An 11,677-nucleotide genomic window follows, 5' to 3' on the forward strand; every position below is an offset into this window, starting at 1 on the left:
GCATAGCGGTCCAACTGGCCCAACGAAAAATCCGGCCCGCCCACGTCATCGCATGGTCACTCTGGCGACGAGCACATCAAGCTGTCGCCCAGCAAGCCCACCTCAAACGTAACGCGCAACTGTAATGTTAGGAGCGCTCAAGCCGAAATAGCAGCCATGTGCTCCAGCGCGCATGATGGAATGATTAGAACACTCGGTCGATCCGGTTGTTCCTGAGGAACTTCAAAGGTCCGTTCCTCAGCCTGGACCTTCGGCGGCTACAGAATGGCCTGGCCGCAACAGGGCTTCGGAGCAGTCTCGCTCGGCCGTGCTGGCTGCGACTTGGTGGGGTTGAACCTCCGCCAGATCGGCGGCCACGTCGCCCAAAATTGCGCAGAGTCGTGGCACGCGCGAAGGCCACCTCTCGATACTGGGCGGCGCAGCGCCAAGCCTGAAGGCAGCCGCCCGACCAGGGCTGCCCAAGGCCCCAGCAGCAGTAAAGCGCGGCCCGGTGGCGCCGAGATATTCCGCCGCTATGGTCTCCGACGTGGCCCTCAGCGCCACCTCGTCCACCAACGCTGTGCTATTCGCCAGCACGACCACCACGCCCGCGCCATAGTCCCGGCGGACCGTGAGCAGGGCACCGAATAGCGGAGCCAACAGTTCTGCCGGAGGCTTCCTTGCGTTCCCGTGGAGGAAGGACGTGTCGGCAGCATGTCCGCGTGGGGCATAAAGCACGAGCACCGCTGCGCCCTCGTTCAGTAGCCGGGCGATGAGACGCTCGCGTGCGGCGTCGGGTGCGGTGTGGCCAGGGAGCACGATCACGACTGCATCACCCGGCGCCCAACCCGCAGGCTGTTCAATGATGCCGGGGGCCGATGAACTTTCGGTTCCGGCGAACGGTTCGATCGAGACCGGCTCAATCCAGACTGGCTCAGCCCAGGTGAGTTCCTCACGACTTGGCTCCTGCGCAGTCGGAGGAGAACTCAGGACACTCAAGAGGAGGGCTGCAGTCAGCATCAGAATGGGAGGATAGGGGGTCATGGGTGAATCGCCTGTTCTGCTGCGCGCCTGAACTGGATGGCTTGCAGATACGTGCTGGCCTCAGGCCAAGCCGAAATTTCCCGACATGGCCGCTGTTCCTCCAACCGTGGCCGCGGTGCGCGACACGACTGCTCCTTCGCAACTACTGGCCGCAAGACGTTAACGGCCATGAAGGCAAGCAGAGCGGCTGCGCCGAGGCGCATGGGGCGGTGCCAGATGAGAGCGGCTCGGCGGACTGAAGGCTGGGAAAGCAGCGAGGCCACACCCAGAAAGAACAGCAGTGCAACCACGATGACGCAGGCAATTGCCCATGCTCCCGCTCTTCCAGCATGCTCCGGACCAAGCGGCCCTAGGAACTGGGCCGCGAAGAAGGAGCCCGTCAGAGGATTGGTGGCGGCGGTGCAGAAGCCCGCGCCGAAGGCCGCGATGCCATCGATGGCACGGCCGGCGGATTCTCCCTGTTTAATTTCCCGCGGTGCCGGCTGGCGGGCGATCGCGATGGCGACATACCCCAGCAGCAGTCCCCCGGCGAGCCGGGAGATCCCTTCGAAGCTTGGTATCGCGGAGGCCATGCCAGCGGCGAAGAGAGCCGTGGCCCCGAGGCAGCCTGCCCCGAGTGCTGCCCCGGCGCAGAGAGGCACCGCTCCTCGTAGGCCGTGGAGGGCCGCAATCCCGCCAACTGCGAGGATGTTTGGCCCGGGCGTTGCCAAGACCACGACATAGCCTGCAACGAAGCTGGCCAGCAGACTGGGTAGGGTGGCGCCAGCTGCGGCATTGCTCAGATCCGACGGGTCCACATCGGTGGCCCTTCCTGGCTCCGGCCTAGCGGCGGACGTCCGAAGGGATGCAGGGGTGTTCGCCCTCGAGCACGAAGCCATAGGTGTCCCACTCAGGGCCGCCGGCACCTGTGCTGATCTGCTTAGGTTGGGCGGAATAGATCGGGCTCGGTGTGCAGGTGCCGCTGCCGACGAAGCCAATGCTGTCGTATTCCGGCATGCCGGTGACCGGGCCGACGGCGACGGGCGTTCCGAGCGTCGCGGGCGTGGCCGTACTCGGCACCGCCTCGTTTGCCTCCGCACCGTAGGCGGCTAGGTCAGCGATGGCGAGGAGCGCGCCCAGGCAGAGGGCGCGCGCGGTGGGGCTGGCGATCACGGATGCTCTCCTTTGGGGGGACGGGGTAGCGGAATCCGTCTGCCTGAGGGTGCTCGCCACGATTGAGAGATTCCTCCCCCGATCGGGGGAGAAGCGCGATGGGAGGAGGGGCATATCGCCTAACCTCCAAGGAAATTGAGGTGTTCCGGTTCGTGTTCTAAATGCCGCGCGGGCCAGGCAAGTCTAGGTTGGCGTTATGACTAATTCTCCCTCACACCCGGACATTGAGGGCTTAGTCGCCGCTGCCTATGACGCGGCCCTTGGCGCCGGAGATTGGAGCGACGTGCTCGACAAACTCTGCGTACTCTTCGGAGCCTGCGCTGGAGTCCTTGCGGTCAAGGAACCCCGTCGCGGATGGGGCATTCAGGTGGGTGTCGATCCTGACATCATGCGGCTGTTCTACGAGCGCCACGCCGGGAGAAATCCACTAGATAAGCGGACGGCGGCGGCTCCGGTCGGAGCGGTCATGACCGACCAGACTGTGATGTCGAAGGCCGAGCTCCTGCGAACCGACTTCTACGACGAGTGCCTTCGTCCGCAGAATATGAACTCATTGCTGAACCTGCGCGCAGCCCGCGGCCGCTCTGCCGTGGCCGACCTTTGCCTGGTACGCGACAGGCGGCTTGAGGAGTTCGGGGTGGCCGATATCGCGCTGCTCGAGCTCCTTGCGCCGCACCTTCGTCGTGCGGTCGGCGTAACGATGCGGTTGGCGGAGGCCGAAGCGGATCGGCAGGTGATGACGGAGATGCTGGAGCGGCTGCCCTGGGCGGCTTTCGTGCTCGACGATCTCGGCGTCGTGCGCTTCGCCAATGCGGCCGGAACGAGATTGCTCCAGGACGGCGAGTTGCGGATCGGTCCAGGCGGCGGGCTACTTGCTCCGAATGGCGCAGAGACGGGCCGATTGCGGCAGATGATCGGGGCTGCGCTGCCCAACGGCCGGACCGGGCGGGCCGGGCATCTGAAGCTCGCGCGCGCGCCGCCAAAAAGTCCCCTTCTGGTGACCGCAGTTCCGCTGAGGGCGGCCGCGGCCGCAACTGTCGGACTGGCGCCGATCCCCTCGGTTCTTCTGCTAGCCGTGTCGCCGGACATGGAATTAGCGCCAGCCTCTGCGGAAGTGCTGCGAACGGCGTTCGGATTAACGGGAGCCGAGGCGGCTGTCGCGCAGCACGTGGCACGGGGCGAGGGATTGCCAGTGGTGGCCGCTGCACTCGGCATTTCGCCCAGCACGGCCCGCACCCATCTGAAACATGCCTTCGACAAGACCGGAACGCACCGCCAGGCGGAACTCGCGGCGTTACTCGCGCGCCTCGCCCCTGGGGATGGTGTGGCTACGCTAGACGGTGGTCGGAATGGGCCCCGCGACGGTCATTCGCCGCAAGCGCCCTAGGAACAGCCCTGGCCGGTTTTGAAACCCGCATCTGTAGTCCCGCCGTTGAAGCAGTGCCTATCTCCGCAGTCCGTTCAGCGCAGCAGCCCGCCGATCGCAACCCTTGCATCAAGATTGTCCGCTTCAGAGCCTTGGCGAAGTATCCAACATGGTCCGCAATGGGCGCAGAGCCGAAGGCAGGAGCTGGCCGAGAGTAGACCGGCCGCTTTGGACAGGCAGGTAGTGGGAAGCGGACACGGCCGCCCGGCCGAACGGCTTGCTGCAGCCGTCGGCGGTATCGGCCTAGCTCAAGGAGCTTGGACACGGCGAGCGAGCTCGACGGCTGGGCGGATGATGCCACCACGATGATGCGCGAGCTGAGGAAGGAAACCTCCCTTGGGGTCGACAGCCTGCCGGGACAGGTGGAGGCTCCGGGTGCTCATCATGGAGGCCTGAATTGTCCAAGCCGCGCGTCGCCATCCTCGGGCTTCACCTGGAGGTGAATGCCTTCGCGCCGCTGACGACGCGGCGAGACTTCGAGCAGCTCTCCTGGGCTGAGGGCAAGGCGATCACCGAGGCCGGGCGGGCCAGGGTGACGGGGCTGCCCGCAGAAGTTCCGGGCTTCTACGGACGCATGGACGCGACCGGGGATTGGGAGCCGATGCCGCTGATCGTCATAGCGGCGCCGCCGGGCGGGATGATGGAACCGGGGCTGTTCCCGGAGTTCCTCTACATCGCGCGGCGGCGACTGGAGGCTGCGGGACCGGTGGATGCGGTCTATGTCGGATCGCACGGCGCCAGCCGGTCGGTGGAGGAGGCAGATACAGACGGGGCTGTCCTGGCGATGCTGCGGGAGGTAGTGGGGCCGGAGGTGCCGATCGTGGGCACGCTGGACTTGCACTGCAACGTCTCGGACCGACAGGCGGAGCTGGCGGACCTGCTGATCGCCTACCGGACCAATGCGCATGTGGACATGCGTGAGCGGGCGGCCGACGCGGCGGATGCTATCCGGGCAAGGCTGGCGGGGATGGGACGGCCGGAGACGCATTTCATCCGGCTGCCGATGGTGGCGCCAAGCGTGACGCTGCTGACGAGCGGGGACCTGCCCTACGCGCGGGCGATGCGGAAGGCGGCGCGGCTGCGGGCGGTGGACCCGGACCTGCTGGAGATCTCGGTGACCGGCGGGTTCGTCTATTCCGACATCCCGAAGTGCGGCCTATGCGTCTGGGCCTCGGCGAGGCCAGGCCATGGGGCGAAGGCGCGGGCCGCGGCGGAGGCGATTGCGCGGGGGATATGGGCGGAGCGCGAGCGGTTCCGGATGAACCTCGTTCCCATCGGGGATGCAGTGGCGGAGGCGGTAGCAACGGGGCTCGATCCGTCGAAGCCGCGGATGATCCTGGCAGATGTGGCGGACAACCCGGGCGGCGGGGGCGGGGGGAACACCTCGGCCATGCTGGCAGCGCTGCACCGGGCGGGGGCGAGAGGCGTGGTGCTCGGCGTCTTCGTCGACCCGGCGCTGGCGGCGGACATCCATGCAGCCGGGGAGGGGGCACGGATTGAGGCGGTGTTCAACCGCGTGCCGGCGCGCTTCGCGGAGACGTTCACGGCGCCGGCGGTGGTGCGGCGGGTGTCGGACGGGCATGGCGTGGGGCGACGCGGGACGAACGCGGGGCGCGCCTTTGACCTGGGGCCGGCGGGACTGCTGGAGTTGGAGGGGAGCGGGATGCTCGTCGTGGTCGGGTCGCTGCGGCGGCAGTGGCACGAGCCGGCCATGGCGGAGATGATGGGCGCAGATCTGGAGGCGATGCGCTGCATCGTGGTGAAGTCGCGCGGGCATTTCCGCGCGGGGTTCGACCAGCTGGCGACGGATGACCGCATCCTGGAAGTGGACGGGCCGGGGATGGTGAGCCCCGTACTGTCGCGCGCGCCCTTCTCGGGGCTGACGCGACCGGTCCACCCGCTGGATCCGGAGACGCGCTGGGGCGAGTGACGTGCGGCAGAGCACGGGTGCGCTGCCTCGGGCCCGCGGCTGGGGCCGGATTCGACATGGCGGGTCTGGCCGTGTGTGGACGGCTCTCCGTTGGCAAGGGTTTTCTGGCGTCTGCCCAGAGCTGGTTGGTGCGGCCATGTGTTCGGCCTTTGATGCGGCCTTACATGCGCCGCTGGCCATGATGCCTTTCGCGCGGATCAGGTCCCGACCAAAAGCTCGCACTCGAGGTGCACCGGCCAAAATGGGTTTTCCTGATCCGGCGGTTTCAACCGGCTTCGTGCATCAGCTCCTGTCCGCCCTTCCCAACATCGCCGGCACCACTCGGGGCGGTGCCTGACCTCTATGCGGCTGCCACGGTGGGTTCCCGGTATCGCTCGCCGCTGGTCATCATCGCCCAGACCATCCGGGCGGTTTTGTTGGCCAGCGCCACCGCTGCGACCTTCTTGGCGCGCCTGCCGAGGAGTTGGAGCAGCCACGCCCGCTTCGTTCCATGTCGCTCGGCGTGGCGGATGACCGCCATCGCACCCACCACCAGCATCTGTCGCAGGTAGCGGTTGCCGGCGCGTGATATGCCGCCCAGCCGCTCCTTGCCACCGCTCGAGTTCTGCTTGGGCACGAGGCCGATCCATGCCGCGAGGTCGCGGCCTGTCTTGAAGATGGCGGGATCGGCGATGCTGGCGACGAGCGCGCTGGCGAGCAGGGGACCGACGCCGGGGATCGCCATCAGCCGGAGGCCAAGCTCCGTGGCGGGCACTCTCCCGGATGCGGCGATCGTTCTCCAGAACCTGCTCCTTCACCACCGCAAGCTGGGCTGCAAGCATCTGCAGGTAAATCCGGGCATCGGCTGGGATCCGCAGGTCTTCGGGATCCGCCTCGACCGCGAGAAGGCGATCAAGGCCGATCCGCCCAACAGGCGCTACCACCCCGAACTCCGGCAAGTGCGTCCGCATGGAGTTGGAGAGCTGGGTGCGCTGCCGGTTCAGCATCAGGCGGACCCGATGCAGCATCATGACACTCTGCTGCTCCGGCGACTTCACGGCCACGAACCGCATGGTGGGGTGGGTCACCGCCTCGCAGATCGCTTCGGCGTTGGCCGCGTCGTTCTTACTGCGCTTGACGTAAGGCTTCACGTACTGGGCTGGCATGAGGCGCACGTCATGCCCCAGCACGATCAACTCCCGCGCCCAGTAGTGCGAGGTGTTACACGCCTCCATGCCTATCAGGCAGCGCGGCAGCTTCTCGAAGAACGCCAGCACGCGGGCCCGGCCCAGGCGCTGGCGCAGCACCACCCCGCCGGCCTCGTCGATCCCATGTACCTGGAACACCGACTTGATAGTCTGTTCGCAATCGGCAAAACGGCTCGCGCTCGCCCTCTGGCGCCACGGGGATGGCGTACCGGATCTCGACGACTGCGCCGGTGACGACCACGCGGTCGATGAGCAGTTCCAATAGCTCTCGCTTACGGCCGAAGTCCGCTCCCTCCAGGCCCGCCCGCGAGCGGCGGCAGAATTCCTCGGCATGAAATGCGTGGCGGGCGGTTTCGCCCTGGCGGTCGGCCTCGTTCACCAGTTCGCGCTCCTGGCCATCGAGCGCTTGCAACCGTCCCTCGGTCTCTCGCCGGCGGCGCTCGTACTCCTGCAACGGCACCACGCCGGCAAGGTAAGCCTCGGTGAGCCGCTCGATCTGCTGGTGCAGGCCTGCACGGGCACGGCGTAGGTTGGCCCGCCGCGCCTGCATCTCCTGCGGCAGCCAGTGCCCGCCGCGGGCCCGTTCCATCGCATGCACAATCATCTCCGGCGTGGCGAGCACCTCGCACAGGTCGCGCCAGACCAGCTCCTCCAGCGGCCCGCCGGGGATATGGCGGGTTGGGCAGCGTTCAGCTGGCGACGCAGAGGTGGGCGGCGTCACAGTCCGGCAGACGTAGTAGTCGTATCCCCGGGCCACGTGCCGGCCGGCGCAGGCGCAGCGGCAGCGTCCGCAGCTGACCAAGCCACGTAGGAGATACTGATGCACCCTGTTGTTCCGCGGCGCCATGCGCTGCTTATAGGCCAGTCGTGCCTGCGCACGCGCAAACTGTTCGCGCCCGACGATGGCTGGCACAGTTGCAACCGCGATCCACTCGGACGGGTCTGTCACTCGCCTGCCGTCGCCGGTACGGCCAGCTGGGCGTAAGGCAGAGCGGCGCCGCTGAATGGGACGCGCACGTAGGCGGTTCGCGAAAACTTGGCCGTGATACACGGGGTTGGTCAGTACGTTGCGCACGGCCGAGAGGCACCAATTGCGACGGCCCCATGGCGAGGCGATGCCAAGACCGTGCAGGCGCCGCGCCAGTTCGGAAACCGAGGTCCCCTCGTCAACGAACCAGGCGAACAGGTCGCGCACCACCGCCGCCTCTGCCTCGTCGGCCCGCACTCCGGCCGGGTCGCGCGGCCGCTCAGGGTCAACACGGTAGCCGTAAGGCGGCCGCGTCCAGGGCAGCAGGACGCCAGCCCTCAGCTTGCGCAGGCGACCGCGGCGCATCCGCTCGGTGATCAACGTCCGCTCGTACTCGGCCACCGCGCCGCGGATCTGCAGCAGCAGCTGGTCGTGCGGGTCCTGGCTCATCGGCCGGTCGAGGAATTCAACCGTCGTGCCGTGTCCCTGCAGCTCCTCGACCAGCAGCACCTGGTGCACGTAGTTGCGTGCCAGCCGGTCCGGCGCGGTGATCAGGATGCGGTCCAGCCGGGCACTCGCGGCAACGTCGCGCAGGCGGTCCAGGCCGGGACGCCTCAGGCTGGCGCCGCTGCAGCCGTCGTCACGAAAAACGTTCTCCGGCGCGAGGGCCCAGCCGCATGACGCGGCATGGGCGCACAGGCGGTCGAGTTGCTGCTCAATGGTCTGCGCCTGGGCCTGGCGCCGGCTCGAGACCCGAGCATAAACGGCTACTTGCATGACGGCTCTCCTCCGAGGCGTCCCACAGAGCAGCCGGGAGAGCAGGCGTGCCTGGAGGTGCGGCGCCCGTCTGCAGAAGCAGCGGATAGGCCCTGTCCCAGCGCCGCTGCGCCGCCGCATGGCCCGCCGTCCGCCGGCGGACCGTCCACTGCTGCCGCTTCATGACCAGCTTCGAAAGGACGAGATCCTCTCGGAACGGCGCCAACGGGCTCGGGCAGTGCTCGGTTACCCACTGTCCACCCTCGGGGCTGCGGCAGGACCAACCCGCCCCGCCGAATCAGGCAGAATTTGCCTTCTGCGAACAGACCATCTTCGAGGTGTCCAGCCCAACGGTCACCACCTTGTTCATTGTTGCTCTCCTCCCGGCTCAGCCTGCGTTTCCTACCGCAGGCGGGGTGGAGAGCCGTCCACAACATCAAAAGCGGACAGGCCGCTTTCGAGAGGTTGCAGGGAAGAGCGGACGTTGATCCTTTGCAAATGCCTGAGCTGAGTTCCACCCTACGCCGACCTCGCGAACTTGACCTGCCAAGAAGCGGCGGGGAAGCCCCGGATTCGGATCGATATTTAGGGCTTGGCTGGTAGCAAAATGGGCATTGAGCAGCACGTCCTGGCTCTGCTTCAGCTGATGCGGGTTACCGTCAGCCCCTGGGGCTGGCCTAGAGACACAATGGGTATTCTCTAACCCCACGACAGCTGGTTCCTATAAGGTCCCCCGTGCTGGGGACACTCAGTCGAGGCTACCCCGGCAACGGAGGAAGCGATGTGGAACCCAGCCAGCCGGGTGGCGTTCGCCCTCGGCCTTGCGCTTTGCCCCACGCTCGGCAATGCGCAACTGCAGCATCAACATGACCATGGGGACCAGCCACCCGCCGCCCTTGGCGAGGTCCACTTTGCCGTGAGCTGTACCACCGAGGCTCAAACGGCCTTCAACGACGCAATGAAGCTGCAGCACTCCTTCTGGTATCAAGCCTCGCGAAGGGCTTTCCAGCAGGTGCTCGAACGCGACCCAAACTGCCGTATGGCCTATTGGGGCCAAGCACTGTCCCTCCTCTACAATCCCTTCATTCCCGCACCGGCAAGCAACATTGCCGAGGGGCGAGCCCTGATCGAAAGGGCGCGGCAGCTTGGCATGAAAACGGAGCGCGAGACCGCGTACCTTGAGGCTCTTGCTCCTCTTTTCTCGGGCGACGACGGAGCCGGGCGTCAGGCACGCCTTGAGCAGCATGAGCGTGCAATGGGTCTCCTACACGAGCGCTTTCCGGAGGATCCCGAAGCGGCCATCTATCACGCCTTGGCGTTGAATATGGCTGCGCAGCCGACAGACAGAACTTATGCAAGGCAGCTGCGCGCGGGGGAGATCCTCGAGCGCGAGTCCACTCGTCGGCCGAACCATCCTGGCGTGGTGCACTACCTCATTCATACTTACGACTACCCTGCGCTTGCACAGCGTGGCCTACCGGCTGCCGAGCGCTACGCCAGTCTTGCGGCGGATGCACCGCACGCTCTTCACATGCCCTCGCACATCTTCACTCGCGTCGGGCGGTGGGACTCCTCTGCCGAGACAAACAGACGCTCGGCCGCGACCGCGCGAGCTCGCGGCGAGACAACCGACGAGCTGCACGCGACGGATTACATGGTCTACGCCTATCTGCAGACAGGTCACGATGGTGAAGCGCGACGCATTGTTGAGGGAATTGGTCAGTACCAGAAACTCGACCGACCGGTTTTTCAAGGGCCCTTCGCCTTGGCCTCTATTCCGGCGCGCTTCGCGCTCGAGCGCGGCGCCTGGGCCGAAGCCGCGGCACTTGAGCCAAGGCAATCAGGCTTCCACCATGTGGATGCGATTACGCGCTTCGCTCGCGTAGTCGGTCTTGCCCGCACCGGGCGGCCGGAGGACGCCGCACCGGATCTGGAGGCGCTTCGCGCGGCCGCGGCGGGTCTGCGCCAAGCAGGCGACACCTACTGGGCCGAGCAGGTGGATATCCAGCGGCAGGCAGCGGAGGGCTGGGTGGCGTATGCGCGCGGGCAGCGCGAGGATGGGCTTACAGCACTGCGCGAGGCAACCGAGCGCGAAGGCCGAACCCAGAAGCACATCGTCACGCCAGGCCCGCTGGCACCGGCGCGCGAGCAGTTGGCGGAAATGCTGCTCCTGACCGGGCAGCCAGCCGAGGCGATGCGAGAGTTCGAGGCGGTTGCACAAACCGAGCCACACCGCTTCCGCGCTGTGGCCGGGGCGGCTCGATCCGCGGAGCAGCTGGGAAATGGCGAAGCGGCGCGCCGCCACTACGCCCATTTGCTGGAAGTTGCCGCGCAGGCAGATGACGGTGCGCGGCCTGATTTAGCGGCAGCCAGAGCCTACATCGCCAAGCAATAAGACACAGACGGTGCTGAGGGAGCCAGGGCGGGCTCCCCCGCATCTGCTACTGGCCAGGGCTGGACCCTGTTAGTATCTGAAACCCCGCTCATGAGTAGCGTTATGGTGCCTATCTGCAGCGTCGTGGTGCTGCCTGCACTACCATCAGGTGAGCACCTAACAGCACGCGTCGGCACAACTCGCGACCGAAATTGCTAGTCGTGTCGAGGAAGGGGCGGAGTGTAGGATGATTGGGCAACGCTTCGCCGCCTGTTGGAAGCGCTTAGTCCCGGTAAAGGTGCACCTTACTCGCCGTTGTCATTCTACTGCCGCAACATGCATGAGGTCGAGCCATGTCGTCCGAGATCGAAATCAGGCGCTTCGAGACACCGGATCAGCTGCTGGACATGAAAGATCATGGCCGCATCTCTATCATCCGGATGGCTGACGGTACCGCTGGAATGCACGCGATTTTCGAGCCTGGTTGGACCTGGGAGGCCGACGAGAAGCCGCTGCTGGGCTCGCCCGCCTCCTGCCCGATGCGCCACACCGGATATTGCTTTAGCGGCAAGCTGGTGGTTCGCATGCTCAACACGGGCGTCGAGACGCGAATCAGGCCCGGTGATTTCTTTGAAATCCCGCCAGGGCATGATGCGTATGTCGAGGGCTCGGAGCGCGTGGAACTGGTCCTGTTCGCGCCGCCCGAACACCAGCATTAACGTCGCGAGACTGTTGCTAGTGTCCCGAATCTGAAGTTCGCCCTGTTTCAGCGGATGGTGGGGTGCTTCGGACGCAGAAGCGCTTGATGCTGGCGAGGATGTCGTCGGCGGACTTGGTCCAGCGGAAGGGCTTCGGGTCGGCA

General features: G+C 66.3%; 8 protein-coding genes and 1 pseudogene. 4 read left to right on the plus strand and 5 right to left on the minus strand.

Annotated features, from left to right (window positions below; genetic code table 11):
• Positions 1 to 237 precede the first annotated feature (237 nt).
• Genes GSE44_RS24280 through GSE44_RS24290 form a run of 3 tightly spaced genes read right to left on the minus strand, consistent with a single transcriptional unit; the run spans position 238 to position 2,175 of the window.
• Positions 238 to 1,023: a hypothetical protein gene (locus tag GSE44_RS24280; RefSeq protein ID WP_159351414.1), complete on the minus strand. Its 786-nt coding sequence runs from the start codon at positions 1,021 to 1,023 to the stop codon at positions 238 to 240.
• On the minus strand, positions 1,020 to 1,820 hold the full coding sequence (locus tag GSE44_RS24285) for a LysE family translocator (RefSeq protein WP_159351415.1): 801 nt from the start codon (positions 1,818 to 1,820) through the stop codon (positions 1,020 to 1,022). Before GSE44_RS24285 ends, GSE44_RS24280 begins: the two co-directional genes overlap by 4 nt.
• A gap of 25 nt (positions 1,821 to 1,845) precedes the next feature.
• On the minus strand, positions 1,846 to 2,175 hold the full coding sequence (locus tag GSE44_RS24290) for a hypothetical protein (protein ID WP_159351416.1): 330 nt from the start codon (positions 2,173 to 2,175) through the stop codon (positions 1,846 to 1,848).
• Between the two features lie 283 nt (positions 2,176 to 2,458).
• Between GSE44_RS24290 and GSE44_RS24295 the strand changes: the two genes are divergently transcribed.
• Both GSE44_RS24295 and GSE44_RS24300 read left to right on the plus strand, forming a co-directional pair.
• Positions 2,459 to 3,562 carry a helix-turn-helix transcriptional regulator gene (locus tag GSE44_RS24295; RefSeq protein WP_159351417.1) on the plus strand — a complete coding sequence of 368 codons (1,104 nt, stop codon included), beginning with the start codon at positions 2,459 to 2,461 and terminating at the stop codon, positions 3,560 to 3,562.
• Between the two features lie 436 nt (positions 3,563 to 3,998).
• Complete coding sequence (locus tag GSE44_RS24300; RefSeq protein WP_159351418.1) at positions 3,999 to 5,531, plus strand: M81 family metallopeptidase; 1,533 nt, start codon at positions 3,999 to 4,001, stop codon at positions 5,529 to 5,531.
• 340 nt (positions 5,532 to 5,871) lie between these two features.
• On the opposite strand, the pseudogene GSE44_RS26020 reads toward GSE44_RS24300, so the two are convergent.
• Positions 5,872 to 6,838 (minus strand): annotated as a pseudogene (locus tag GSE44_RS26020) (IS110 family RNA-guided transposase).
• Entirely contained in the window at positions 6,732 to 8,462 is a 1,731-nt protein-coding gene (locus GSE44_RS24310) for a recombinase family protein (RefSeq protein WP_201306234.1), read from the minus strand. The pseudogene GSE44_RS26020 and the gene GSE44_RS24310 overlap by 107 nt, the downstream one beginning before the upstream one ends.
• A gap of 760 nt (positions 8,463 to 9,222) precedes the next feature.
• Between GSE44_RS24310 and GSE44_RS24315 the strand changes: the two genes are divergently transcribed.
• Together GSE44_RS24315 and GSE44_RS24320 are read left to right on the plus strand one after the other, a co-directional pair.
• Positions 9,223 to 10,836, plus strand: coding sequence for a tetratricopeptide repeat protein (locus tag GSE44_RS24315; RefSeq protein WP_159351419.1), 1,614 nt, complete (start codon positions 9,223 to 9,225; stop codon positions 10,834 to 10,836).
• Positions 10,837 to 11,168: 332 nt separating this feature from the next.
• A complete protein-coding gene (locus GSE44_RS24320; protein WP_159351420.1) occupies positions 11,169 to 11,534 on the plus strand; it encodes a cupin domain-containing protein in 366 nt (121 codons plus the stop codon).
• The last annotated feature ends 143 nt before the right edge of the window (positions 11,535 to 11,677 follow it).

This window comes from Muricoccus harenae (assembly GCF_009848505.1).
Taxonomy (GTDB): Bacteria; Pseudomonadota; Alphaproteobacteria; order Acetobacterales; family Acetobacteraceae; genus Roseomonas; species Roseomonas harenae.

Excerpts from the sequence above, each read along its gene's own strand:
- GSE44_RS24320 (WP_159351420.1), top strand. The coding sequence starts at position 11,169 with ATGTCGTCCGAGATCGAAATCAGGCGCTTCGAGACACCGGATCAGCTG.
- GSE44_RS24280 (WP_159351414.1), bottom strand. The coding sequence starts at position 1,023 with ATGACCCCCTATCCTCCCATTCTGATGCTGACTGCAGCCCTCCTCTTG.
- GSE44_RS24310 (WP_201306234.1), bottom strand. The coding sequence starts at position 8,462 with ATGCAAGTAGCCGTTTATGCTCGGGTCTCGAGCCGGCGCCAGGCCCAG.
- GSE44_RS24315 (WP_159351419.1), top strand. The coding sequence starts at position 9,223 with ATGTGGAACCCAGCCAGCCGGGTGGCGTTCGCCCTCGGCCTTGCGCTT.